Origin of the sequence: Thiohalobacter thiocyanaticus, from assembly GCF_002356355.1 — a bacterium.
In the GTDB taxonomy this organism is placed as follows: domain Bacteria; phylum Pseudomonadota; class Gammaproteobacteria; order Thiohalobacterales; family Thiohalobacteraceae; genus Thiohalobacter; species Thiohalobacter thiocyanaticus_A.
This window is the reverse complement of record NZ_AP018052.1, coordinates 1,354,907-1,378,259: the sequence shown is the minus strand read 5'-3', so window position 1 is coordinate 1,378,259 and position 23,353 is coordinate 1,354,907. Positions and strand designations below refer to the sequence as shown.

Annotated in this window: 23 protein-coding genes; 15 read left to right on the top strand and 8 right to left on the bottom strand. The window is 64.4% G+C overall.

Features of this window, described 5'->3' with window-relative positions; all coding sequences use genetic code 11:
- The first annotated feature begins 166 nt into the window (after positions 1-166).
- Both CFK21_RS06410 and CFK21_RS06405 read left to right on the top strand, forming a co-directional pair.
- Positions 167-823, top strand: a complete 657-nt coding sequence (locus CFK21_RS06410) for a c-type cytochrome (protein WP_096365856.1) — start codon at positions 167-169, stop codon at positions 821-823.
- Positions 820-1,737 carry a c-type cytochrome gene (locus CFK21_RS06405; protein ID WP_096365854.1) on the top strand — a complete coding sequence of 306 codons (918 nt, stop codon included), beginning with the start codon at positions 820-822 and terminating at the stop codon, positions 1,735-1,737. The genes CFK21_RS06410 and CFK21_RS06405 overlap by 4 nt, the downstream gene beginning before the upstream one ends.
- An 18-nt stretch (positions 1,738-1,755) precedes the next feature.
- Here the strand turns inward: CFK21_RS06405 and CFK21_RS06400 are convergent, their stop codons facing one another.
- Both CFK21_RS06400 and CFK21_RS06395 read right to left on the bottom strand, forming a co-directional pair.
- Entirely contained in the window at positions 1,756-2,607 is an 852-nt protein-coding gene (locus CFK21_RS06400) for a class I SAM-dependent DNA methyltransferase (protein ID WP_096365852.1), read from the bottom strand.
- 192 nt (positions 2,608-2,799) lie between these two features.
- The gene (locus tag CFK21_RS06395; RefSeq protein ID WP_096365850.1) at positions 2,800-3,546 is read right to left on the bottom strand and encodes a TylF/MycF/NovP-related O-methyltransferase; all 747 of its coding nucleotides are present in this window, start codon (positions 3,544-3,546) and stop codon (positions 2,800-2,802) included.
- A gap of 231 nt (positions 3,547-3,777) precedes the next feature.
- Here CFK21_RS06395 and CFK21_RS06390 point away from each other — a divergent pair, with 231 nt between their 5' ends.
- The gene (locus CFK21_RS06390) at positions 3,778-4,671 is read left to right on the top strand and encodes a sulfotransferase domain-containing protein (RefSeq protein WP_096365848.1); all 894 of its coding nucleotides are present in this window, start codon (positions 3,778-3,780) and stop codon (positions 4,669-4,671) included.
- On the opposite strand, the gene CFK21_RS06385 is transcribed toward CFK21_RS06390, so the two are convergent.
- Positions 4,665-5,927, bottom strand: coding sequence for an O-antigen ligase family protein (locus CFK21_RS06385; protein ID WP_157745420.1), 1,263 nt, complete (start codon positions 5,925-5,927; stop codon positions 4,665-4,667). The genes CFK21_RS06390 and CFK21_RS06385 overlap by 7 nt on opposite strands.
- A gap of 224 nt (positions 5,928-6,151) precedes the next feature.
- Here CFK21_RS06385 and CFK21_RS06380 point away from each other — a divergent pair, with 224 nt between their 5' ends.
- Positions 6,152-7,126: a sulfotransferase domain-containing protein gene (locus CFK21_RS06380; protein WP_096365844.1), complete on the top strand. Its 975-nt coding sequence runs from the start codon at positions 6,152-6,154 to the stop codon at positions 7,124-7,126.
- Between the two features lie 268 nt (positions 7,127-7,394).
- Here the strand turns inward: CFK21_RS06380 and CFK21_RS06375 are convergent, their stop codons facing one another.
- Together CFK21_RS06375 and CFK21_RS06370 are read right to left on the bottom strand one after the other, a co-directional pair.
- Positions 7,395-7,766, bottom strand: a complete 372-nt coding sequence (locus tag CFK21_RS06375) for a DUF6746 family protein (RefSeq protein WP_172844266.1) — start codon at positions 7,764-7,766, stop codon at positions 7,395-7,397.
- A 130-nt stretch (positions 7,767-7,896) separates the two neighbouring features.
- Positions 7,897-10,029 carry a TonB-dependent receptor family protein gene (locus CFK21_RS06370; RefSeq protein ID WP_096365842.1) on the bottom strand — a complete coding sequence of 711 codons (2,133 nt, stop codon included), beginning with the start codon at positions 10,027-10,029 and terminating at the stop codon, positions 7,897-7,899.
- A 237-nt stretch (positions 10,030-10,266) separates the two neighbouring features.
- Here CFK21_RS06370 and CFK21_RS06365 point away from each other — a divergent pair, with 237 nt between their 5' ends.
- From CFK21_RS06365 to CFK21_RS06350, 4 genes are read left to right on the top strand one after another with little or no spacing between them, the layout of a single operon-like run.
- Complete coding sequence (locus CFK21_RS06365) at positions 10,267-10,983, top strand: MotA/TolQ/ExbB proton channel family protein (RefSeq protein ID WP_096367524.1); 717 nt, start codon at positions 10,267-10,269, stop codon at positions 10,981-10,983.
- Positions 10,937-11,368: an ExbD/TolR family protein gene (locus CFK21_RS06360; protein WP_096365840.1), complete on the top strand. Its 432-nt coding sequence runs from the start codon at positions 10,937-10,939 to the stop codon at positions 11,366-11,368. Before CFK21_RS06365 ends, CFK21_RS06360 begins: the two co-directional genes overlap by 47 nt.
- Positions 11,369-11,373: 5 nt before the next feature.
- Positions 11,374-11,775 carry an ExbD/TolR family protein gene (locus tag CFK21_RS06355; protein WP_096365838.1) on the top strand — a complete coding sequence of 134 codons (402 nt, stop codon included), beginning with the start codon at positions 11,374-11,376 and terminating at the stop codon, positions 11,773-11,775.
- Entirely contained in the window at positions 11,775-12,587 is an 813-nt protein-coding gene (locus tag CFK21_RS06350) for an energy transducer TonB (RefSeq protein WP_096365836.1), read from the top strand. Before CFK21_RS06355 ends, CFK21_RS06350 begins: the two co-directional genes overlap by 1 nt.
- Positions 12,588-12,633: 46 nt before the next feature.
- Here CFK21_RS06350 and CFK21_RS06345 read toward each other — a convergent pair whose 3' ends face one another.
- On the bottom strand, positions 12,634-13,575 hold the full coding sequence (locus tag CFK21_RS06345) for a hypothetical protein (RefSeq protein ID WP_197703016.1): 942 nt from the start codon (positions 13,573-13,575) through the stop codon (positions 12,634-12,636).
- Positions 13,576-13,729: 154 nt separating this feature from the next.
- Here CFK21_RS06345 and CFK21_RS06340 point away from each other — a divergent pair, with 154 nt between their 5' ends.
- The 6 genes from CFK21_RS06340 (at position 13,730) to CFK21_RS06315 (ending at position 20,329) form a co-directional block, all read left to right on the top strand.
- On the top strand, positions 13,730-14,731 hold the full coding sequence (locus CFK21_RS06340; RefSeq protein WP_096365832.1) for a sulfotransferase domain-containing protein: 1,002 nt from the start codon (positions 13,730-13,732) through the stop codon (positions 14,729-14,731).
- A 4-nt stretch (positions 14,732-14,735) separates the two neighbouring features.
- Positions 14,736-15,884 (top strand): mitochondrial fission ELM1 family protein, encoded by a 1,149-nt coding sequence (locus CFK21_RS06335; RefSeq protein WP_096365830.1) that lies wholly within the window; start codon positions 14,736-14,738, stop codon positions 15,882-15,884.
- 173 nt (positions 15,885-16,057) lie between these two features.
- On the top strand, positions 16,058-17,029 hold the full coding sequence (locus CFK21_RS06330) for a hypothetical protein (RefSeq protein ID WP_096365828.1): 972 nt from the start codon (positions 16,058-16,060) through the stop codon (positions 17,027-17,029).
- Complete coding sequence (locus tag CFK21_RS06325; RefSeq protein WP_197703015.1) at positions 17,026-18,003, top strand: diacylglycerol/lipid kinase family protein; 978 nt, start codon at positions 17,026-17,028, stop codon at positions 18,001-18,003. Before CFK21_RS06330 ends, CFK21_RS06325 begins: the two co-directional genes overlap by 4 nt.
- 223 nt (positions 18,004-18,226) lie before the next feature.
- Positions 18,227-19,192, top strand: a complete 966-nt coding sequence (locus tag CFK21_RS06320) for a hypothetical protein (protein WP_096365826.1) — start codon at positions 18,227-18,229, stop codon at positions 19,190-19,192.
- Positions 19,193-19,384: 192 nt separating this feature from the next.
- Positions 19,385-20,329 (top strand): hypothetical protein, encoded by a 945-nt coding sequence (locus tag CFK21_RS06315; protein WP_096365824.1) that lies wholly within the window; start codon positions 19,385-19,387, stop codon positions 20,327-20,329.
- 114 nt (positions 20,330-20,443) lie between these two features.
- Here CFK21_RS06315 and CFK21_RS06310 read toward each other — a convergent pair whose 3' ends face one another.
- On the bottom strand, positions 20,444-21,529 hold the full coding sequence (locus CFK21_RS06310) for a mitochondrial fission ELM1 family protein (protein ID WP_197703014.1): 1,086 nt from the start codon (positions 21,527-21,529) through the stop codon (positions 20,444-20,446).
- A 131-nt stretch (positions 21,530-21,660) separates the two neighbouring features.
- On the opposite strand from CFK21_RS06310, the gene CFK21_RS06305 reads away from it, so the two are divergent.
- Complete coding sequence (locus CFK21_RS06305) at positions 21,661-22,581, top strand: sulfotransferase domain-containing protein (RefSeq protein WP_197703013.1); 921 nt, start codon at positions 21,661-21,663, stop codon at positions 22,579-22,581.
- A 92-nt stretch (positions 22,582-22,673) separates the two neighbouring features.
- Here CFK21_RS06305 and CFK21_RS06300 read toward each other — a convergent pair whose 3' ends face one another.
- Entirely contained in the window at positions 22,674-23,339 is a 666-nt protein-coding gene (locus tag CFK21_RS06300; RefSeq protein WP_096365820.1) for a 2OG-Fe(II) oxygenase, read from the bottom strand.
- Positions 23,340-23,353 lie beyond the last annotated feature (14 nt).

Genomic DNA, 23,353 nt, shown 5'->3' with positions numbered 1-23,353 from the left:
GGAAATCTAACAGCCGATCAATGCCCCTTCAACCTTCAGATATGGGCGGTTTTGCCCCCCGGGAATACCAGTGATCGCCAGGCTGATAATCTGCATCTATACTATATGTTCAACTCAAACCAGGTCGGGCATTGTCGAGCCCGCAGCAGCACGGAATGATCATGCCATGTCCAGACGATTCCCTACCCTTTTCCTGCTTGGTCTGATCCCGACATCCGCACTGGCTTTGGGCAACGCGGACGCGGGCAAGCGCATTGTCATGCAGGGCAACGATCAGGGCACCACGGCCTGCGTGAGTTGCCACGGAGCCGACGGCGAAGGCAACCCCGCGGCGGGATTTCCGCGTCTGGCAGGCCTGAGTGACAAGTATCTCAGCAAGCAGCTGCGTGACTACCGCCAGGGCACGCGAAGCAATCCGGTCATGCAGCCGATTGCCGCCGCGCTGGAGCAGCAGCAACTGCTCGATGTCGCTGCCTACTATGCCGGTCAGGTACCCACGAACACTGCAGATGATGCTGCTCCGCCGGATGGCGGGCGGAAGCTGGCGCTGCGCGGTGACTGGGACAATACCATCCCGGCCTGCGTGAGTTGCCATGGACCGGGGGGCCACGGCGTGGATCCCTATTTCCCCGCCCTGGCCGGCCAGCACGCCAGCTACATCCAGTCCCAACTCGAGGCCTGGCGCAAGGGCAGCCGCCACAACGATACCAACGACCTGATGCGCGTTGTGGCCGAACGCCTGAGTCAGACCCAGATCCAGGCGGTATCGGAATACTTCGCCGCACAGCCTGCCGTCAAACCCGCGCCGGGAGCCGAACAATGAATCGATCCCTTTACCTGATCGCCGTCCTTCTGCTGTGCAGCACCGTACTCAAGGCCGGACAGGCGGACGACGAACAGGCGGAACTGCCGGACACGCCGGCAGGCGCACCCGCCTTCACGCCCCCGGCCGAATCCGAACTGCCGGACGGCCCCTTCGGCGAGATGGTGCGCTACGGCCGCGACCTGTTCGTGGACACCCAGCAGCTGCGCGGCAGATTCGTGGGCAACGGCCTGAACTGCGTCAATTGCCATATCGACGCCGGCCGCCGCGCCGACTCCGCCCCCTTATGGGCCGCCTACACCATGTATCCGGCCTATCGCAGCAAGAACGACCGCGTCAACACCATGGAACAACGCATCCAGGGCTGCTTCCGCTACAGCATGAACGGGGCGCCGCCGCCCTCCGGCAGCCGTGAACTGTCCGCCCTCCTGAGCTATCACTACTGGCTGGCGCAAGGGGCGCCGGTCGGTGTGGCGCTCGCAGGCCGCGGCTACCCGAAGCTCGATGATCCGGCCAACCCACCCGATATCAGCCGCGGCCGGCAGGTGTTCGAGGCGCAGTGCGCTTTGTGCCACGGCGAGGACGGCCAGGGCCGCAAGGCCGAAGGTGTCTATGCATTTCCGCCGCTGTGGGGCACGGACTCATACAACTGGGGGGCGGGCATGCACCGCGTCAACACCGCGGCCGCCTTCATCCATGCCAATATGCCGCTGGGCAGACCGCAATCACTCAGCGTGCAGCAGGCCTGGGACGTCGCCGCCTTCATCAACAGCCACGAGCGGCCGCAGGACCCCCGGCATGATGGCGATCTCGAGGAAACCGACGCGACCTTCCATGCGCACCAGTGTCATTACGGCGACGAACTGAATGGGCAGCCGCTTGGCAGCCGGGCGCATCCCAATCCGCTTCAATAGCTGGCGACGATGCGCGGTTCAGGCGGACTTTTGCAGCACCAGCAGGCGGTAATTCTTGTAGCGCTCGAACACTGCCTGGGTACGATAGCCGGACAGGTATTTGAACCGTAGCTTCTCCCAGCGCTTGCGCAGTACCCAGCCCAGCAGCCGCGTTGCCCACGGATGACGGCCGCGCAGATAGACCCCGGTGGTTTCCGCCGCCGGAATGATGCGCTCCCTGAGCACCTCGTCGAGCAGGCCGATGGTCGGGCTGACGCGCGTCGTGATGTCCACGTCTCGCAGCAATTCGAAGGGTGAGGCCGCCAGGGCAGCACGAAAATCGGAAAGGGGGTGACCACCGCCGAAGCTGCGACTCTCGGGGGTGCCGTCACCGGCGGCCGCGGTCTTGAAGAAATCGCTGACGATCACCCGCCCGCCCGGCCGCAGCAGCCGGCCGAGACGCTCGAATACGTCATCCAGACGGATGTACTGGAAACTCTCACTGAACAAAGCAACGTCATATTCCCCGGCGAGGGCCCCGATATCGAGCGCTTCGAAGGTCGATTCAAACAACCCCGCCGCCGTATTACCCGTATCCGTCAACCGCTGGCGCACCATGCCGGCGAGCGCTGGCGATGGCACGAGGCCATCGGCGGCATAACCCTGCTCCCGCAGCTGCACCAGCATGTTGCCGACTCCGCAGCCGATATCCAGCAACCGCGGAAATTCATCGGTCGGCGGCAATGCCTCCAGGATCATATCGGTGTAGTTCTGCAGGGCGCGCGGGAGGTTGGCAACAGTAACCTCCAGATCGTCCCACAGACCATAGTGAAGATCCTCGACAGCAAGCAGCTGTCGGGCCAGGATCAGACCGTATTCACGTGAATGCATGGACACTTACTTCCCCGGCACGGGACGTCCGTCCACCAGCTGGCATGAATAGGGGCCATCCATGAATTGGCGTTCACTCATTGAATACTCAGCCTGGTTGCGGTCCGCGCTGCGGAAGATCGGCGCGATCACTTTATGCTAATGGAGGTCATCCAGCGGCTGGACCAGCAGGATTCATGAACTGATCAGCTGTCAGTCGCGTTTTATTATCAGTCCTTGCCCGGTGGGAAGATCCAGTACGCACTCACCTTTATCCTGCATGTAATCAAGAACAGCCTTGCGCGCACCCGGACAGGTAGTCAGCCCATGGTCGTCCAGCAGGACGACACCCCCTGCAACCAGTCGGGGATAGAAAAATTCGATCGAGTCGTATGTAGGCTGATAAAGATCAACATCTATATGTACGAAACGGAACACCTGATCCTCAAGGCCTGCAAAGGTATCGGGTATCCAGCCGATCCTGAGTTCGGCCTGTTCGAATTTATCGAAGGCCGCTTTGGCCAGAGTACCGTCGTGCGCAAGATCGCCTGCCGACCAGGCGGAACCGCCGGTCGCCATCCGGTCGACCTCAGCAGGCGCGGGGAGACCGGAGAAGGCATCAAAACCATAATGCCGGTCGGTTGACGCAAAGGTCCCCTCAAGGGCTTTGCAGATAAGCGCAGAACCGACCCCACGGGCGACACCGCATTCGGCGGTACTCCCTCTCAGGCCCCGGACATAGCGAGCAAATTCTATAAGTACAAAACGCCGGTCAAGTTTCCTGACCTGCGGCCGACGCAGGGTGGGATCATCCACCATGTAGGGGCGGTACGGATCGAGCCAGGACTGGTCCGCAATCCAGAGTATCTGGGGTTTATACAGATAACGGTTCCCCCAGACTGCTATCCGTTCCACAAGTTTGTGCTGAAGTCTTTTGAGGGGATTTTTTTCAAATCGCATAGCTGATCATCGCCGTGCCTATTTATGGAATTCCTGTAGCCAGACGAGTAGAATACAGTTTTTTTCCGGCGGTGGTAACAGTGGGAAATCCCCCCACCTGGCACCTGATCCTGCGCGAAAAAATGCCGGGGTTGATTTGATATATTTGCCTGGTATTGAACCCGCAGAACAGGCACCCGGGCCGCGAGGCCTCATGACTCTTCCGTTTGATTAAGCTGGTCGCCGAAAACAATGAAGCCTGCATCTCTTGTCCTAGCGAAATTCACACGCAAGCGACTTCTTCCCCGCCTCCCCGTATCCCAGAAACAGAAACTCCTGGCCGAGCGCCGCCTGCGGGGCAAGGAAGACTACAGCAAATTATCCCTGTCGGATGTGGTAATCGTTTCGCACGAGAAGAGCGGGCGCACCTGGTTGCGCGTCATGCTCAGCCGGTTTTATCAGCAGCGTTACCATCTACCTGAAAACAAGCTGCTGAATTTCGACCGCCTGCACCGGCTGGAACCCAGGGTCCCTGTGGTTTTCTTCACGCATGACAGGCACCTGGGGCATTACACCGGCAACTGGGACAATGAAGAACTGTATCGCCCCACCCCGACAATTCTACTGGTTCGTGATCCCCGCGATGTCGTTGTGTCGTTCTACTTCGACTGGAAGTACCGCATGAGCGAACACAACCGCCGGCTCTATTCGCTGCCCTCCGATGACATGTCGATCCATGAATTCATGATGCAGCCGGAATCAGGCTTGCCCGCCGTCATCGATTTCATGAACCGCTGGCATGAACGGCTCGAGCGCATGCACAACCTGAGCATGTTCCGCTATGAAGACCTGCGTACCGATACCGTGACCGGCCTGAAACAGATACTCCATATTCTTGGCGCCGAACCTGAGCAGCAGGAGATCGAGGACGTCGTCGCCTATGCGGAGTTCGAAAAAATGAAAAAACGCGAACAGTCGGGGCAGACCCGCGACAGCCGCATCTGCGCCACCGATCCCAGCAACCCCGACTCCTTCAAGGCCCGCCGGGCCAAGGTCGGCGGCTACCGCGACTACTTCAACGATGAGCAGATCCGCGAAATCGATGCGCTCGTCGCCGAGACCCTGAGCCCGGGCTACGGCTACTGAGCCGGCCTGCGCCCCGTTGCCGGGGCAATTCCGGCGTACAGGGCACGGCTGACGGCCAGGGCCCCGAACGAGATCAGGAAAAAGTGCCCGCGCTCGTCATCGTGGCGGATCTGGAACAGACCGGCGAGCAGAAACAGGGCCATGGCGGCCAGCAGAAACAACAACAGCGGGAAATCCCGCTCGTCACGCCTGCCGGCGGGCCAGAAAGTCTTCAATGCCGTGACCACCCACAGCAGGAACAGCACCAGGCCCACCGCGCCCAGTTCCACCAGCAATTGCAGATACAGGTTGTGGTAATGCGTCAATGACTGCTTGATATCCAATTCGCTTATCAGCATCCTGCTGGTACCCGCACCCCAGCCGAACCAGGGACGTTTGCCGATCAACTCCCGGGCCTGTTCCCACAGCGGCGCACGGTAGCGCAGACCGGAACCTTCCAGGCCAGCGCTGTCATCCGCCAGCATGGCCAGAAATCCGCCTTCCACCCTGGCAAGCCGCTTGTCGACGATATCGGCGTTGTACACTATGGCCGTACCCAGCATTCCTGCCCCCGCCAGCAGCAGCAGCAGTGTCCGGCCGCCCCGGCCCCGGCGCCAGCCATGCCAGACCATGGCCAGCAGCAGGGCCGGCAGGATCACCGCCAGGGCAAACCAGACCGCCCGGGTCTGGCTCCAGAGGACAACAATGGCCAGGACCACCACCAGCAGCAGGGCCGGCGGGACCAGCCATAGCGGGCGGCCCCGTCCTGTCAGCAGGAGGATCAGCACGCCGATCAGGCCGGCGCCGGCATACAGGGCGGCGCCGTTGCCCATGCCGAACAACTCGCGCCTGCCACCCATGACCACTTCCAGGCGCGACCAGTCGAACCCGACGGCCAGTGACAGCACCAGCCCGGCCAGCCCGAGACCCAGCACCCAGCGGATACGCCGGGGACCGGCACCAAGCCAGTAGGCCACAACGAGAGAAAATGCGCCGCCGGCCAACAACAGGTCGAAACCGGACTCCAGGATCTCCGGCCGCCATTCGGCACTCCCCTGCCGCCAGGCCAACAGCCAGTTCACCGTGATATAACCACTCAGCGCCAGTGACACCCAGACGAATGGGCGGCTGCGTGCGCGGCGCCAGAAGTCCCGCCCCCGCAGGGACAGAGCCAGCAGCATCAGCAGCAGCCCGGCATAGAAAACCCCCTGATTGGCAAAGCCGCCAGCCGCAAACAGACCGAGGCCGGCCACTCCGATCCGGCTACTCCAGTCCATTGGGACAGGAATGCTTGTAGGTGCAGTTGCGTTCAAGCCACCACCCGCAGGGGTTGTCCCGCCCCGAGCAGCCGGCTTGCGGCCGTTCGCAGAGGCAGAGTGAGGGAATCGGGCGGATTCTACCCGAGCCGGACCCGCCGGACCACTTGAACAGCGGTCATGCAATCCGTTCCCGGCTCGGTTAGAATGCTGTATTGCTTGAGACCCACGATTTGCGGACATCCATGACCAGCACCTTCGCAGCCCTGCGCGCCTCGCTCCCCCAGGCGAGCAAAACCCTCTGGAAGAAAACCAGCCGGCGTCTGCTCAAGCTCCGGCTCGACCTGACCGGGGCCGATGAGGACGAGCGCATCCGGGCCGAGCGCCGGCTGCGCGGCCGGGAACAGTATCGCAAACTGCGACAGGCCGATGCCGTGGTCGTTTCCTTCGGCAAGAGCGGTCGCACCTGGCTGCGGGTGATGGTCTCGCGCCTGTACCAGCAACTCTACGGGCTGCCCGAGAACGCCCTGATCGGGTTCGATAACTTCCACAACATGGACCGCCGGATCCCGCGCATCTTCTTTACCCACGACAACTACATCGGCGACTACACCGGGCATGTGGACTCCAAGGCGGATTTCTACGACAAGAAGGTGCTGCTGCTGGTGCGCGACCCGCGCGACGTGGCCGTCTCCCAGTTCTTCCAGTGGCAGCACCGCATGCGCCCGGAGAAAAAGGCGCTGAACCAGTACCCGCCGCACGGCGAGCAGTGCAGCGTCTACGAGTTCGTCAGGCACGAAGGCGCCGGCCTGCCCAAGGTGATGGAGTTCATGAACCTGTGGGCACGGGAGATGGACAAGGTCAGGGAATTCGCCCTGGTCCGCTACGAGGACATGCGCGCCGACCCGCACGCGACACTCAGCCGGGTAGCAGAATTTCTGGAGATCCCGGCCACTGCGGAACAGATTCAGGAAGCGGTGGACTACGCCTCCTACGAGAACATGAAGAAGATGGAATCGGCCCAGAGCTTCCGCCTCAGCGGCGGCCGCATGGTGCCGCGCGACCGCAACAATCCGGACAGCTACAAGGTCCGCCGGGCCAAGGTCGGCGGCTACCGGGACTACTTCGAGGACGAACAGGTTCGCGAGATCGATGCGCTGATGGAAGCCACGCTCGACCCGGTGTTCGACTACCGGGCCGGCGAAGACCCGGCGGTCTGAACAACCTTGCTCAGACGAATGGCGCTGATTTCAGTTTATCCGTCATTCCGTCATTCCCGCGCAGGCGGGACAAAAGCGCGGAGCGCGTTGAACGCCTTTATGCCCTATGGGTACGCAGGGCGGCCCGAAGGGCGGGCGCGCCCGAACGAAGTGACAAAGTGCCCTTGGGGTGAAGCGAGTAATCCAGCATTTGCAGGCTCTGCCAGACACTGGATCCCCGCCTGCGCGGGGATGACGCAGCGAAAGTCAGTGCCATCCCCGTCTCAGACTATTTGATGATCTGACGCGAAGTTTCCAGGTAATCCCGGCCTTTCGACTGCACCGTTTCCGCATCGGCGTTCTCTGACGCCAGATGCACCTCTTCCAGCACCTCGGCCAGCTCCTCCACTTCTTCCTCGAGCCTTTCCAGCGCGTTTTCGAGGGTATAGGTGATCTGGTGGATCTCGTGCAGGTCGCGCGAACTCAACTCCCCCTGGCCCAGAATCGTTTCCAGACGCCGGTTGTACTCGGAGAAATTGGCCACGGCCTGTTCCAGCGTCTCTGCCGGCTCGCCCTCATAGTGACCGGGACGATCATCCGCGAATGCCGGCACAGACACGGCCAGGGCGGAGAACAGTACTGCCATTTTCAGGGTTTTCATCACATCTCCTTGTCTGCAATCAGAAATATCGGTCACACGATACCTGAGCCCGGCAGGTTGCACATGCCAGGCAAAAAGAGCGGGGCAGACACCTGGGCTGCCCCGCGTTCACGCTCACAACACGGCTGCCTCAGAACCGGTGACGCAGTCCGACCGAGAAGGTCTGCGGCTGATTCGGCCGTGCCCCGTCCGGCAGGCGGGAGACGATCTTCTGTTCGTCGAACAGGTTCTCCACCCGCAGGAAGACATCGGTGTCCCGTCCCAGCGGATACTGGCTGATGAAGTCCACCACGGTCAGCGATTCGGTTTCGTCGAAGCGGCTGCCGCTGTTGTTGCAGCCGGCCACCACGCACATCTCATCGATGTATTTCACCACAGCGTAGTTGTTCCAGCCACTGGGATGCTCCAGACCCACGCGCAGGCTGAGCATATTCTCCGGCACATCCTTGAGCTGATCACCCTCGCTCAGGCCCGAGGTCGCGTTGTCCTTGCTGATCTCGGCGCTGGTGTAAGTGTAGGCCAGATCGACCGGGATCAGGAAACGTCCCTGATCGAAATCGGTGGACAGCTGGAATTCCAGGCCCGCGATCTCGGCCTCGCCCGTGGTGAAGGTGCCGGAGGTCGCGCCGTTGCTGCAGGGCGAGCCCACCGAGCAGTTCTCCACCTTGTTGGTGAAGTCGCTGTAGAAGCCGATAGCCTCGGCGAACACCCGGTCGCCGAAGTAACGCACCCCGGCCTCCCAGTTGTCGCTGGTCTCAGGATCCTCGTTGGCCTGGGCGCCGCCGCCGAGCGGGGAGAAGCCGCGGTGCACGCCGGCCAGCACCTGCCAGCGATCGGCCACATCGTAGGTGAAGGAGGCGCCGGGCAGCCACTCATCGCTCTCGTTGCCGCGGGTCGAATCCACGGTGGTCCGGCCGACATCCGCATACTGCACCCGCGAGGTCTCCACGTCCTCGTAGCGCAGGGCCAGGTTGAGTTTGAAGCGATCGGTCACCTGCCACTGATCCAGCGCCCAGAAGCTCATCGCCTCGCCGGTCTCGAAGCGGTTGTCACCGCCCGTCGGCAGGACGGTGTTCTGGAATACCAGCGAGCCGTTGACCTGATCATAGATCTCCACGGGCTGGAAGCGGTCCATCTCATCTTCGTGATAACGTCCGCCCAGCGAAACCTGGTGTGCGCCGAGGTCGATGTCGAAGTTGAGCTGAATGCCTTCGGAGACGTATTCACGGTTGTTGTTCTTGTAGGACAGTCCGGCAACATCGACCGTGCCGTCCAGGATACCCTGGGCGTTGGCATCGCCGGCATTGGCCGCGTCGATATAGGCACCACCGCCGGAGAGCTTGAACCAGTTGCGTTTGAACTTGTTGCGGTAGATCGTCGCGGTACTCTTGACGTTGTCGGTCCAGTCGAACTCGTGGGTCAGGTTGATGCCGGAGTGGGTGTTGTCCATCTGGTCGATGCTGGACAGGCCGTAACGCCGGTTGGGGTCGCGATCGAAGTCGGCATCGGTCAGCCCGAGGTAGGTCTCGTTGGAAATCTCTTCCGAGTACTGCAATTTGAGCTGTAACGCCTGGCGCTCGCCCTGCCAGCGCAGCTTGCCGACATAGTCCTCGATGTCGAAGCCGCTGTCGCCGTTGCTGCGATCGATGTCCTTGAAGCCGTCGCCGTTGCGCTGCACCGTCTCGACCATCCAACTCCAGGGGCCGGCGACATCGCCGTAATGGGCATGCACGTCGGTGGAGCCACGTTCGTCGAGCACGGTTTCGACCATGCCCGAACGCTCGGTCGGAATCGGAGTCGACAGCAGGTTGATCACGCCGCCGGTGGTCTGCGGACCATAACGCAGCAACGGCGCCCCCTTGAGGATCTCGACACCGGTGATACGCATCATGGTCGGGAAATAATAGGCGGCGGGATTCGAATAGGGGGCGGGGGCGATCGGTACGCCGTCCTCCATCAGGGTGATATTGCTGCTGCGCTCGGCCGTGGCGCCGCGGATACCGATGTTCGGGCGCAGGCCCTCGCCATCCTCTTCACGGGCATAGATACCCGGCACTGTCTTCAGTACCTGGTGGATGTCGGTGGTGCCCTCGATCTCGAGTTGCTCCTCGGCCACGACTGCGCTGGAACCGGGCAGAATACGCGCCTGCGAGGTGTCACCGATGATCTCCACGGGCGACATGGTGACCGCCTCGTCGGCAGCGCTCATGCCCGGCAGCAGACAGCTACCGATCGCCAGTGACAGAAAAGAACGCTTGAACATGAAGTTATCTCCCTATCAATTGTATTAAAGTTTACGATAATGAGAAGCTTTATCAATTGCGGATGATATTTCGTCGTACTCGTGAGGTCAACACCCTGTCACGTCGGATTGGCAAGGGGGATTGTACGAGCCGGGATATACTGTATAATCGAAATCATTCTCATTAGTCTTAAATAAACCCGGCAGGCGCATCGGCGCCGAGGACTTGCTGCTGCGATGAACGATGAAACCCTGACAATGACGTCCCCGGTTCCGTCCGGGATCTACGAACAACTGGCTCAGCTGCTCCAGGCGGGTGGACCGGTGGTGGCCATCCTGCTCGCCATGTCCGTGATCGCATTGACAATCATCCTGCTGAAACTCTGGCAATTCCAGGCAGTGCGCACCGGCGAGCGCCGCACCGCTGTGGAGGCGCTGCGGCTGTGGAAATCCGGCCGCATCGGCGAGGCGCTGACGCACACCGAGGGCAGTCGCAATCCGGTGGTCCAGGCCCTGGCCCGCGCCATGCGCGGGCAGCACCGCGGCCTGCTCGAGGCGAAGGTGCGCGAGGAGGTCCTGCGCTACGGCGGGGATGTACTGGAAACCCTGCGCGGCGGCTTCCGGCCGCTGGAGGTGATCGCCTCGCTGGCACCGCTGCTCGGTCTGTTCGGCACCGTACTGGGCATGATCAAGGCCTTTCAGCAGCTGGAGGCCGCCGGTAACCAGGTCAATCCGGCAATCCTCTCCGGCGGCATCTGGGAGGCCCTGCTCACGACGGCCGTCGGTCTGGCCGTGGCCATCCCGACCGTGGCCCTGCTCAACTGGCTGGAACGCCGGGTCGACCGCCTGGCTCACGATATGGACAACCTGGTCACGCAGGTCTTCACCGAAGACCTGTCCGCCGAGTTGACCTCCGAGGAAGAGACGCATGCTCCGGCCCGCCTCCGCCCTGCCGCCGTTTCAGCTGGCGAATAACGCGCGCCGGCGCCGCGCCCTGATCAGCCTCACGCCGCTGATCGATGTGGTGTTCATCCTGCTGGTGTTCTTCATGCTGACCTCAACCTTCCTGGACTGGCGTCCGATCGAACTGAACGCACCCGGTCCGACCGCCGCCAGTGCCGAGGCCGGTGACAGCCTGCTGATCGAGATCCGTACGGATGGCCTGCGTCTGGACGACGAGCCCGTCACTCCGGCGGAACTGCGGCGCCGGATCGAGTCGCAGCTGGCGCACCACCCGGATCAGCGCGTGCGGCTCAAGCCCACTGCTGGGGTCGCCCTGCAGCGCACGGTGGATGTAGTGGGTCTGCTCACCCGGGCCGGTGCCGTCAATCTCTCCCTGATCCGCGACCGCCAGAGGTAGGCAGCATGCGTTTCGACCCCCCACGGCCGCGCAGCGACGAGGAGCGGATCCTGCCGCTGATCAATATCGTGTTCCTGCTGCTGATCTTCTTCATGGTGGCCGGAAAACTCGCCGCCACCGACCCCCTCGAAATCGACCCGCCGCAATCGGCCCTCGAGAGCGAGGCCGGGCCACGGGAGTTGCTGGTGCTGCTCGACGCCGAGGGCCGCCTGGCTCTGGACGGCAAGGTCATGGAGGAATCCGCACTCAAAGCCGCTCTGCAGAAACGCCTGTCCGAGGACGAGATACGGATCCGACTCAAGGCCGACGGCCGGGCCGAAGCGACCCGCGTGGTCGCCCTGATGGAACTGCTGCAGGATGCCGGCGCGCAGAAGGTCAAGCTGCTGACGGTCGCGGCAGGCGGTTGATGCGGATCACCCGTCGACACTGGACGGTGGCATTGATCACCGCGGTCCTGCTGCATGCGGGGATTGCTGCTGTGTTGCTGTGGCAGGAACCGGAGTCCGGCGCGCTGGATGTCGGGATCGGAGGCATCGAGGTGTCCCTGGGGCCGGCAGGCGGGGTACCGGAACAGCCGCAGCAGACGTCAGAGGAAGCGCCGGTGCCCGAACCCGAGCCGCAGCCCGAACCGGAGCCCGAACCGGAGCCCGAACCGGAACCCGAACCGGAACCCGAACCGGAACCCGAACCGGAACCCGAACCCGAACCCGAACCGGAACCCGAACCGGAACCCGAACCCGAACCGGAACCCGAACCGGAACCGGAACCCGAGCCGGTCCGTCAGGCCGTGCAGCCGCAGCCTGAACCGGTGCAGCAGACAACACAGCAGCCGAGCGTGAGCGCGGACACTGCCGCCCCCGCCAGCACCACTGCCACACCGGAGGGGGAAGAGAGTCCCCGGGACAGCGCCACCCGTGGTGGCTCACCCGGCCCGAGCGCCGACTACATGGCCCGCCTGAAGGGCTGGCTCGAGCGCCACGAGCGCTATCCCCGCCGCGCCCAGATGCGGCGCCAGGAAGGCACCGCCCTGCTCTACTTCGTCATGGATCGGGAAGGCCGGATCATCGAGTACCGGCTGCAGGAAAGTTCAGGCCACACCCTGCTGGATCGCGAGGTGGAGGCGATGATCAAACGGGCCGAGCCACTGCCGGGAATCCCGGACGACATGCCGCAGTCACGACTCGAACTGGTGGTACCGGTGGCCTTCTATCTGCGCTGAATGCAAGCGCGCGGGGATGACGTGACTGCGGCAGTATCAACAGGTCTTAGTGGCCACTGGCCCGGGCCAGCGGCGGGGTGCGATCCAGCAGTTCCAGCGCATCGTGGCGCAGATGGTTCTTTGCCATCTCCTGGCGCAGCAGGTCTTCGCTGATCACACCCTGATCCAGGCACTCGCGCACCAGCCCGAAGAAGAAGGCCTCCTGGTTCGGATCCGGATGGGCCCGGTAGCGCCCGGCCAGGCCGTAGTCGCCGAACAGCGCCCGACGCGCGCGTCGGAACCAGTGTTTGGGCGGAAACAGGCGGAAGGAATCGGCGGCGCGAAAATCCACCGGCAGCCCGGTCTTCCAGGGCTGAGTCTTGCGCTTGGTGTTGTGCAGCATCTTGGTGTTGGCATCGAGATGATCGAAGTCGTTCCACTCGGGCTCGAACAGGCCGATGGTCTCCGGATCCTCGTATTTCAGGCACACCCAGGGCATGTAGTCGCGCGTGCCCTCGAACATGGCGTGGAACTGTTCCTCGAACTTCCAGTGAGTCAGCTTTGCGTTGTCCATCAGCATCACGCTGGTGGCCAGGCAGCCGCGCTTGCCCTTGTTGCCGGACTTGGGCCGGCACATGACGGCCTTGCCTTCCATATCGCGGGAGAACAACTCCCAGATGTCGGCCAGGGCGAAGATGTCCGGGTCGATGACAATGGAACGACCCTGATAGTCCATCAGCTGCGGCGGCAGGAAGCGGGTCGGGGTGAAGGACTGCAGGTCGTCGCGGACCCACTGGCGCCACTCGCCGTCGCGCAGGTACATCTGCCCTTCGTGCTCGCGCAGGATGGGAAAATCGTCGTAGTGCATGATGCGGATATCGAAGCGGTCATTGTGCTTCGAATTGCGCCGCAGGGCATACTGCGCCACCAGGGCGCCGAGATGCTGCTTGTCATTGGCCTGGATGAATACGCAATGCTCCATGCCGGATTCCTCGCTAGGGACTGCCACAATCTACTCATTTTATAGGTCAGCCCCCTCGAAACCAAGCCGCATCTGCCCTCCGCATGGCCCCGGCTTTTGGCCGGGAGCGGCAAAGCGCGTATAATCCCAGCCACCTTCATCCCCAGCCGGGGCCAGTATTTTTTTCATCCGGAACAACAGCATGAGCTTCATCAACCCGCTGCGCCGCATCGGCAGCGACAACGCCCGCAAGGCCGCCATCATCACCACCACGGCCGTGCTGCCCCGCTCCCTGCGCGTGGCCCGGCGCAAGGCCCGGCTGGGCGCGCTGGAGGTGGACATCGCCCGGCGTTCCTCGCTGATCATCATCGCCCATCCCAAGAGCGGCAACACCTGGCTGAAGGTCATGCTGACCCGGCTCTACAGCAAGCGTCACGGCATCCCGGAAGAGGACTTCGCCCGCTACCCGGCGCTGGCCGACGCCAATCCCGAGATCCCCCGCTTCGCCGCCACCAACGGCTGGTACAGCTATGAACGCGCAGTGGGCGACAAGCTGCAGCCGGGAGCCCCGGATTCCGAGCTCAGACACAAGCCGGTGGTACTGCTGGCGCGCAATCCGTTGGACATCGCCGTGTCCTGGTATTTCCAGTTCACCAAGCGCCAGTCGAGCCATAAGCAGGAACTGATCAATGCCGAACTGAGCCACCCCGTGGATCGCACCAACATCGGGATGTGGGAGTTTGTGCGCGAGAGCGAAATCGGCCTGCCCTCGCTGATCCGCTTCCTGAACCACTGGGATGCGGCGCTGGATTCACTGGACCACACTCTGCTGACCTCCTACGAGGCGCTGCGACGCGAACCGGCGCAGGTGCTGCGCCAGATCACCGAACTGATGGGCGACCGCTTCAGCGACGAGGAAATCAACGAGGCGGTGGAGTTCGCCTCCTTCGACAACCTGCGCAAGCTGGAAAGCGAAGGCTTCTTCCGCTCGGGCGGCCTGACCCTGCGCAACGCCGGCGACCCGGAAAGCTTCAAGGTGCGCCGGGCCAAGGTCGGCGGCTATCGCGACTACTTCAGCGAGGCACAGGCACAGGAACTGGAGCAGCTGGTGCGCCGGGAACTCTCGCCGCGCCTGCAGGCACTGTTCGGCCTGGACCAGCCGCAGGAGGACACCCCGGCGGCGCCGGCCGCGGCCGGGCAGTAAGGTCTTGTCCTCTCAGGGTCGGGCGCCGCGCATCTGGCGGGTCCTCGGCGACAAACGCGGGGACAACGGCCAGGTCGAGGTCATCGCCGAGGCCCTTGCCCGGCAGCGCGGCTGGACCTCCGAGCTCCGCCACCTGGAGATGCAGCCCAGATACGTGTTCGGCAAGCCGCGCGTCGGTCCCACCCTGTATCATCTGGATCCGGAACGCTCCGACGCCCTGACACCGCCCTGGCCCGACCTGATCCTGACCAGCGGCCGGCGCCCGGCCAATGCGGCGCTCTGGATCAAGCAGCAATCCGGCGGCCGTTCGCGCATCGTGCTGGTCGGCAAGCCCTCGGGCTGGATGGCGCACTTCGATCTGATCATCACCAGCGCCGAGACCCTGCCCGCACCCTTCCCCAATGTCATGCACATCGGCCTGCCGTTGATGCAGCTCGATCCGGCCCGGCTCGAGGCCGGACGCGCCGAATGGGAGCAGGCCTTCGCCGCCCTGCCCCGGCCCCTGGTGGCCTTTCTCATCGGCGGCCCGACCAACCCCTTCGTGTATAACAACACCGTAGTACGCCGACTCCGCGACCGTATCGACCAGGTACTGGCCAGCGGCGGCACGCCCTACCTGGTCGGCTCGCGCCGCACCCCGCCGCGCTTCATGCAGCGGCTGCGCCGGGATCTGCCCGCGGCGGTGCAGGTCTATGACTGGAACGACCCGCAGGATGGGAATCCCTATGCCGGCCTGCTGGCCCTGGGCGATCGCTTCGTGGTCACCGGCGACAGCATTTCCATGCAGGTGGAGGTGGCCCGGCTGGGCCGGCCGCTGGAGATCCTGCCTCTGCCCACCGGCTGGTTCGGCGGCATCGACAACGCCCGCCGCCGTCTGGCCGCCTGGCTGTTTCAGCCAGTGCGCGCTGACAATTCAGGAGAGCAGGCCCGGATCGCGACGGCCCGTGCCCTGTACCACCTGCGGCTGCTGCAGCAGACCCGTCACTTTCCGCGCTTTCACCAGATGCTGGTCGATCAGGGGCTGGCCCGCTGGGCAGGCGATGACGCCGATGCGGCCGGCGCCCACGGCGGACCGGACCGCGCCGGCGAGCAGACCGAACAGGACCTGCAGCGTATCCTGGAGCGCATCGACCGGCTGTTGCCGGACAGATGAACCGTCAGCTGCTTACTCAAGCGTCAGGAGATATGGCTACAGTTTCATAGCGTCATTCCCGCGAAGGCGGGAATCCAGAAAGTTCGCACTGCTGGATCCCCGCCTTCGGGGGATGACGGCATCTAAGGGGTAACATGTTGTTGAAGCGCACACAGACACGTCGGATCCCGGACATGCGCTGCACCCTGGCAGGCCTGCTGCTGACCATGGCCGTCCCGACACCTGCTCTGGCCGGCGGTGAGCCCCGCCTGCCGCGACCCGAAGCGGTCACACCCACCGCCCCTGCGCCACTCCCGGCGGTGGGCTGGCAGGCCATCACCCTGAGCGCCTCCAACCTGCTGGGGTCGGCCGTCTCCCGGCTGCGCCTGTACACGGTCGCGCCTGACGAACTCCCCGTCCAGGTTGCGCGCGGCACCCTCCCTGCCCCGGGCAATCCGCTGCTGGTGCTGCTGGCCGACAACCGGGTGGGACGGCAGAACCTGGAACGGCTGTCCGTCTGGTACGATCCCGCCGGCGGCCTGGTGCAGCGCTGCCGGGTCGGCTTCGGTCGCCGCGACAGCCGGGCCAAGTGCTACCGGTACGAAGCTCGCAGTCTGCTGCGTGAGCGCCGGGAGAGCGCCGTCACTGCCGCCGAGGTCGAGGCCCAGCCGGACTGGCTTCACGACGGCGCCAGCAGCGCCCTGACACTGGCCCGTGACTGGCCCGTGTCCAGTGCGGGGCGGCTGGCGCTGCCGCAGGCCATTCCCCGGACAGCCGGTCTGGTCTCGCCCACCCTGCTGCTGCCGCTCGCCAGTGCCGCCTCCCTGCACGCCGCGGGTGACAGGGAAACCTATTATGTGCACACCGACCACGATTTCTTCCGGGTCGTGCTGGAGGTCAGCGGTCACGAACGCATCGAGGTCGACTACCGGCGCGAGACCGCCGCTGGCGAGCAACCGGTGCGGGGTCAGGTCGAGGCGCTGGTAATCCGGCTGCAGGTCAATCCCCTGGGCGAGCCGGAGAACGGCTTCGAACTGCTGGGCCTGCGCCCGCCCCTGACCCTGCTGCTGGATCCCGCCACCCGCCTGCCGCTGGCCCTGCGCGGTGACGCCCCGCGCCTCGGCCCGGGCGAAGTGCGACTGGAAGCCGCACGGCTCAGCCGATGAAGCCGACACGCGCCGTCCTGATCAGCAATCCGGCCAGCGGCAACAACCGCAGGGCCTGGGCGCGGCTGCAGCCCCGGCTGGCGCACTATCCGCAGCTCGAGCAGCACATCACCCGCACGGTCGAGGAGGCCGAGACACTCATCCGTCGACTGGCCGACAGCGACATACAGGTGCTGGCGATCAACGGCGGCGACGGCACCCTGGCCTGCCTGCTGGGACTGCTGCTGCAGCACTGGCCGCAGCAACGCCGGCCCGCACTGATCGTCCTTCCCGGCGGCACCGCCAATATGAGCGCCGGCGATGTGGGCGCGGCCGGCTCGCCGCGCAAGGCATGGAAACGGTTTTTCCGCTGGCTGGACCGCGGCTGCCCGCTGGACATCCCGACGCTGGAACGGCATATCATGCAAGTGGAGGGCCTGACCGACGGCCGCATCCACCACGGCATGTTCCTGGGCACCGGCGCCATCATGCAGGCCACCCAGTACGCCCACAGCAGGGTGCATGCACGCGGCCTGGGCGGTGATATCAGCCTGGGGCTGACGCTGGTGCGTACCCTGTGGGGCCTGGCCCGGCGTGACCCGCGTTTCTATCAGCCGACCCCGGTGGCGCTGCGACTTCCCGACAGCAGCATCGACCGCCCGGAAACCCCCATGCTGATCCTGGCCGCCAGTACCCTGGAGCGGCTGTTCCTCGGCATCCGGCCCTTCTGGGGCAGCGGCGACGGCGCGGTGGGCCTGACCACCGTCCGCGCCGGGGCGAGGCATTTCCCGCGCGCCTTCGCCTCCATCCTGCGCGGCCGGCCCAACCGGCATGTGCAGCCGGAACTGGGCTATGAGAGCTTCCACACCCGGCGTCTGGAACTCGACTTCGATGGCATGCTGAACCTGGACGGAGAACTGCTGCAGACCGCCCCTTCCACAGGACCGCTGACAGTCACCGCCCGCGGGCCGTTCCGGTTTCTGCGGCTGACATGACCTGGCTGTTGATCTTTGCGTATTCCGTGGACATCGTAGGTCGGGTTAGCCCGACAGGGCGTAACCCGACGCGGCTTGCCGCTATGGGTCGGGTTACGCTGCGCTAACCCGACCTACGCGACTCAGCGGGCTGGAGTATTGGCTACAACACCGAAATACACCGTCATTCCCGCGCAGGCGGGAATGGGGATATCAGAGTTTTCTAGGGCATAATGAATCCCGCATGGCTGCCTCTACATTCCAATCCGCCTACCCCGAACCCGCCGGTCCCACTGTTGCCGACTCGCCGCCGCTGGCGGCCCTGCTCGACGCCCTGCAGACCCGCTTCGGCGATGCGCTGCAGGCGGTGGTGTTGTACGGCTCCTGTCTGCGCAGTGCGGATTTGCTGGAAGGCGTGGTCGACCTGTATGTCCTGATCGACGACTACCGCAGCGCCGAGCCTCGTCTCCTGCGCCGTCTCGCTATCCGGCTGCTGCCGCCCAATGTCTATTACCTCGAAGCCCCCGTGGACGGCAGCACGGTGCGCTGCAAGTACGCTGTGCTCAGCCTGGAGGCATTCGACCGCGGCACCGGGCCGCGCCGGTTCGAATCCTATCTGTGGGGCCGCTTTGCCCAGCCGGTCAAGGTGATCTACAGCCGCACGCCGCAGGTGCGCGCACGTCTGCACGCGGATTTCCTGCAGGCCGCCGAGACCCTGCTGCGCCGCGCCCTCCCCGCCCTGCCGGCCGAAGGCACGCTGGATGACCTCTGGGCAGGCGCCCTGGCGCTGAGCTATGCCACCGAACTGCGCACCGAGCGTCAGGGGCGTGCCGGCGAACTGGCCGGACACGGACAGGCCTTCTACACCGTGATAACGCAGGCACTGGCCGGGCGGCTGGCCGACGGCCTGACCCTGTTGCCGCCAGAGACCGAGGCCGGGGTATACAGGTACCGCGCACACGTCCCCCCCGCGGCCCGGCGCCTGGCCCCCTGGCAGTGGCGGCTGCGGCGGGGACTGGGCAAGCTGCTGTCCGTGGCGAGGCTGGTCAAGGGCCTGTTCACCTTCGAGGGCGGCCTGGACTATCTGGCCTGGAAGCTGACGCGTCATTCGGGCCAGACGATCGAGGTACCGGAGCGGGTTCGCCGTCGGCCTCTGATCCACGTCTGGGCCTGGGGCTGGCAGCTGTACCGCCGCGGTGTCTTCCGCTGACGGAGACTTCTGTTCACAGCGGCTGCATAACCAGAATTTTTATTTATACACAATAACTTTGCGTCTCCGAGTCTCTGCGTCCTCTGCGTTGAGGTCGCCATGCTGAGTCGAATCATTTTTGATCTGCGCCATGACTCGCCCCCGGCCGATGCGGTATAGTGGCACCACGCAACACGCAGGGTATTGAGCATCATGAAGAATTACGGGGTATTCATTCAGACCAATCACAAGCAGATCGTCGGCGCCATCGTCGCCGAGCATGCACTGCGCCGTTATTCCTCTCACAACGACGAGTTCGACGTCCACATCATGGACACCCGCGACTACCCCTTCTTCCAGGCGCGCGAGGGCCAGAGCTATCTGCGCGACGGGGTGCAGCGGGTGTGGCTGAACGACGACCTGCAGTCCTTCACCCCCACCCGTTTCATGCCGCCGCAGTTGATGAACTATCAGGGCCGGGCCGTGGTCATCGACCCCGATATCTTCGCCTGCACCGACATCTGGGAGTTGCTCAGCCGCGATATGCAGGGCAAGGCCATCATGTGCCGCATGCGCTCCGGACCCAAGGGCTTCATCGACCGCTGCTATGCCAGCAGCGTGATGCTGCTCGAGAACAGCCGCCTCACGCACTGGAAGCCGGAGGCGCAGTTCAATGCCATGTTCGACGCCGGCTACGATTACCAGCCCTGGATCTGCCTGAAGAACGAGGACCCGGAGAGCATCGGCTTCTTCGAGAAGGAATGGAACGACTTCGATACCTTCTCACCGGCGACAAAGATGCTGCATACCACCCGACGCAAGACCCAGCCCTGGAAGACCGGCCTGCCGGTGGACTGGCGCCCGTCCGAGCGCTTCCGCCTGTTCCCGCCGGCCGCCTGGCTGCTGCGGGCCCGGCGTCACCTGTTCGGCGAGTACGGCCTGATGGGCAAGTACAAGGCCCATCCCGATCAGAACCAGGAACGCTTCTTCTTCGGCCTGCTCAAGGAGTGCATCGCCCAGGGCAGGATCAGCGAGGAATTCCTGCGCGAGGAGATGGCGCGCAGCCATGTCCGCCACGATGCCTTCGAGGTGCTGGCGCGCACCCCGGACCTGCCGCCGGCGCCGGCGCATCCGCTGAGCACGCAGCAGGCGGCGTGAACTGTCTTAACCACCATTCGTAGGTCGGGTTAACGCAGCGTAACCCGACATCTCGCGGTCCGTGTCGGATTACGCCCTCGCGGGCTAATCCGACCTACGCAGTTCCACCCACTCCTACGTGATGCCCATCATCAGCCGCACCCGCTGGGCCGTGCGTTCAAGCTCGGCGCCCGAGTCGGCTTCCACCGCCCGGTACCAGTCCTCCCCCTGAGCGATCAATTCAGGCGCCTGCTCCAGCCAGCGCGCCCGGCCGGCATCCACCAGCGCCTGCTGGATGCGCCCCACGTCGCGGCGCATGCGCAGCGGCGCCAGTCGCATGGCCAGGCGATGGCTGAGCGGCTGGTGCCGGAAATTGCGCGCACGCAGCCACCAGGTGCCGGGCGGGTCTCCCGGATCGAACAGGTACAGCGGCCGTCCCATAGCCGCGGCTTCGGCCAGCATGGACATGCTCTCGCCGGTGACCACGAAGCGCTCGCCAAGCCCGAGATAGGCCAGGTAGGGATTTTCCCTGTCGCTGTTGTCCAGGTCCCACCAGTAGGTGGCCGCCGGCACCTTGAGCGCGTTGCGGAAGGCCGCAGCGGCGGCCGCCGACGTGCGCCGGCTGTCGGTCACCAGCACCGAGCCGCCGGTCTGCGCCACCAGCCGGTTCACGCCCTCGGCCAGCCGCCGTCCCTTGTCCGGCGTGAACACGAACGGACCACTGTCGCCGCCGATCAGGACCGTGGTGAGGGGGTGCGGCAGTGCCGCAAGCTCGGGTTGCAGCCGGCGCGCGGCTGCCGCGACCCGATCGGAACGCACCCGATGCAGCGGCAGGGTGTTGTGCAGGACGTTGTCGCGCTCGGGGAGAAAGTACTGCGGCGTGGTCACGATGAGGTCGTAGCAGTCCAGCGGTGCCCAGGGCCGACCGATATGGACCAGCCGCGTGCGGCCGCCGGTGCGGCGGCGGATCCAGCGCGCAACCGGCTCGTTGCGCCGGCCGGCGCTGATGACCATATCCGGCCAGGGAGGTGAAAGCGGGCTGGAGGCGCGGCGGTCGATGCCGGCCAGGGTCACGCGCAGCAGCAGGTGCGGCAGCAGTTCCCAGCCGCGCGCCTGAATGCGCTTTTCCTCATACGGCCAGCCCAGTGCCTCGGCCAGTGCCAGCACCTGGTTGTTGTCGCCCGCCTTTCGCCCCAGCAGCACCCAGACAGTCTTTTCCATTATCGCGCCGGATCGTTCGCGTGAGCGCAGCGCACCCGGGCGCCCGCATGAGAATCTGTGCTATCATACGCGGCCTGTCGCCGGGGCGAAACAGCCCCATTCAGCACGGATACCACGCTCCAATGCCCGACATGTCCTACAGAGAAATGGGGGCCGTGGCCTCGCGTCACCTGGCCCTGGCCACACTGTTTTTCCTGCCGCAGGAAAAACGCATCGCGCTCGAGCGGCGCCTGCGCGGCAGGGAGGAATACCGCAAGCTGCAGGCGGCCGACTGGGTGCTGATGTCCTGGGGCAAGAGCGGCCGCACCTGGTTCCGCGTGATGCTGTCGCGCTTCTATCAGCTGCGCTTCAACCTGCCGACGGATCACATGCTGGAGTTCGACAACTACAACCGCCTCAACCCGGCCGCGCCCAAGGTGCTGTTCAGTCACAACAACTACATGCGCGATTACCTGCGCAACTGGGACAACCTGGAGCATTTCCGCGGCAAGCAGGTGGTACTGCTGGTGCGCGATCCGCGCGATGTGGCCGTCTCCCAGTACTTCCAGTGGCGCTACCGGATGCTGCCGCGCAAGAAGCTGCTCAACGATTACCCGCCCCACGGCACTGAGGTCGATGTGTTCGACTTCGTCAGCAACGAACAATGCGGCATTCCGCGCATCGTCGACTATTTCAACGGCTGGGCCGCGGCCATGCCGATGCTGGGCGATGACCTGCTGCTGATCCGCTACGAGGACATGCGCAGCGATCCGGCCGCGATCATGCGCAAGGTGTTCGATTTCACCGGCACGCCCGGCAGTGCCGGGGAGATCGCCGCCGCGGTGGAATACGCCGCCTACGACAACATGAAGAAACGCGAGGCCGGGAAAGACGGCATGCGGGCCAGCGGCCAGCGGGTAAAACCGGGGGACGAGAACAATCCGGATTCCTTCAAGGTGCGGCGCGGCAAGGTGGGCGGGTACCGCGACTACTTCACGGATGAGCAACTCCAGGCGGTCGACGCCATGGTGGAGCAGCATCTGGACCCGGTGTTCGGCTACTGCCGGACGTAGGATGGGTGAAGCGCAGCGCAGCCCATCACCACAGAGGCCGGCCGGACAATTGATGGGTTACGGCGCAATGCGCCTCCACCCATCCTACCCGGCTACTTGGCGGCGCCGCGCAGCCCCTGGGCCAGGCGCAGGATGCGCTTGCCGGTATGCGTACCCATGCGGGCCAGACGCTGAGCCTGGCGCGCCACCGGGCCGGAACGCACCCAGTTGACCTGCACCATGCGGCGCTCGCCGTCGAAGCGTTTGTAGCCGTGATAGCTGTTGCCGCTGCGCTTGAAGGCCAGCAGGGTGCCGCCCAGCGGGGTGACCTCGGCGGCAAAGTCCTCGATATCGTGCTTGCTGCGCAGCAGCCGCAGCTTGCCGCCCTCCTGATGCCATTCCGGGTTGAAGTACAGCAGCACCGTGATCACCTTGCTCCAATGGTCGGTGTGGATGTTGCCATCGCTCATCTCGGAGTACTTGCGCACGGTGATGGTCTTGACCGTGCGGCTCAGATCCACGCCGAACTTGCGCGCGATCAGGCGTTCGAACTCGGGGCTGTCCAGGTCCTGCAGCACCCGGGCGAAGGCCGGACCATACTCGAGGTCCTCCGGGTTGAAGTTGGCCGGGATATCGATGTAGGGGTAATCGGCATTGACCCGTTCCAGTTCCCCGGACGGGATCACGCCCTCGGCGACCATGAAGCTGAACGGCTCGGTCTGCAGCGGGGTGTCCTCCACCGCCTGGAAATTGAGAAGTCGGGTATCTGTCTCGGTCATGATCGAGGTCTCGT

Excerpts from the sequence above, each read along its gene's own strand:
- CFK21_RS06410 (WP_096365856.1), top strand. The coding sequence starts at position 167 with ATGTCCAGACGATTCCCTACCCTTTTCCTGCTTGGTCTGATCCCGACA.
- CFK21_RS06405 (WP_096365854.1), top strand. The coding sequence starts at position 820 with ATGAATCGATCCCTTTACCTGATCGCCGTCCTTCTGCTGTGCAGCACC.
- CFK21_RS06400 (WP_096365852.1), bottom strand. The coding sequence starts at position 2,607 with ATGCATTCACGTGAATACGGTCTGATCCTGGCCCGACAGCTGCTTGCT.
- CFK21_RS06395 (WP_096365850.1), bottom strand. The coding sequence starts at position 3,546 with ATGCGATTTGAAAAAAATCCCCTCAAAAGACTTCAGCACAAACTTGTG.
- CFK21_RS06390 (WP_096365848.1), top strand. The coding sequence starts at position 3,778 with ATGAAGCCTGCATCTCTTGTCCTAGCGAAATTCACACGCAAGCGACTT.
- CFK21_RS06385 (WP_157745420.1), bottom strand. The coding sequence starts at position 5,927 with ATGGACTGGAGTAGCCGGATCGGAGTGGCCGGCCTCGGTCTGTTTGCG.
- CFK21_RS06380 (WP_096365844.1), top strand. The coding sequence starts at position 6,152 with ATGACCAGCACCTTCGCAGCCCTGCGCGCCTCGCTCCCCCAGGCGAGC.
- CFK21_RS06375 (WP_172844266.1), bottom strand. The coding sequence starts at position 7,766 with ATGAAAACCCTGAAAATGGCAGTACTGTTCTCCGCCCTGGCCGTGTCT.
- CFK21_RS06370 (WP_096365842.1), bottom strand. The coding sequence starts at position 10,029 with ATGTTCAAGCGTTCTTTTCTGTCACTGGCGATCGGTAGCTGTCTGCTG.
- CFK21_RS06365 (WP_096367524.1), top strand. The coding sequence starts at position 10,267 with ATGACGTCCCCGGTTCCGTCCGGGATCTACGAACAACTGGCTCAGCTG.
- CFK21_RS06360 (WP_096365840.1), top strand. The coding sequence starts at position 10,937 with ATGCTCCGGCCCGCCTCCGCCCTGCCGCCGTTTCAGCTGGCGAATAAC.
- CFK21_RS06355 (WP_096365838.1), top strand. The coding sequence starts at position 11,374 with ATGCGTTTCGACCCCCCACGGCCGCGCAGCGACGAGGAGCGGATCCTG.
- CFK21_RS06350 (WP_096365836.1), top strand. The coding sequence starts at position 11,775 with ATGCGGATCACCCGTCGACACTGGACGGTGGCATTGATCACCGCGGTC.
- CFK21_RS06340 (WP_096365832.1), top strand. The coding sequence starts at position 13,730 with ATGAGCTTCATCAACCCGCTGCGCCGCATCGGCAGCGACAACGCCCGC.
- CFK21_RS06330 (WP_096365828.1), top strand. The coding sequence starts at position 16,058 with ATGCGCTGCACCCTGGCAGGCCTGCTGCTGACCATGGCCGTCCCGACA.
- CFK21_RS06325 (WP_197703015.1), top strand. The coding sequence starts at position 17,026 with ATGAAGCCGACACGCGCCGTCCTGATCAGCAATCCGGCCAGCGGCAAC.
- CFK21_RS06320 (WP_096365826.1), top strand. The coding sequence starts at position 18,227 with ATGGCTGCCTCTACATTCCAATCCGCCTACCCCGAACCCGCCGGTCCC.
- CFK21_RS06315 (WP_096365824.1), top strand. The coding sequence starts at position 19,385 with ATGAAGAATTACGGGGTATTCATTCAGACCAATCACAAGCAGATCGTC.
- CFK21_RS06310 (WP_197703014.1), bottom strand. The coding sequence starts at position 21,529 with ATGGAAAAGACTGTCTGGGTGCTGCTGGGGCGAAAGGCGGGCGACAAC.
- CFK21_RS06305 (WP_197703013.1), top strand. The coding sequence starts at position 21,661 with ATGTCCTACAGAGAAATGGGGGCCGTGGCCTCGCGTCACCTGGCCCTG.
- CFK21_RS06300 (WP_096365820.1), bottom strand. The coding sequence starts at position 23,339 with ATGACCGAGACAGATACCCGACTTCTCAATTTCCAGGCGGTGGAGGAC.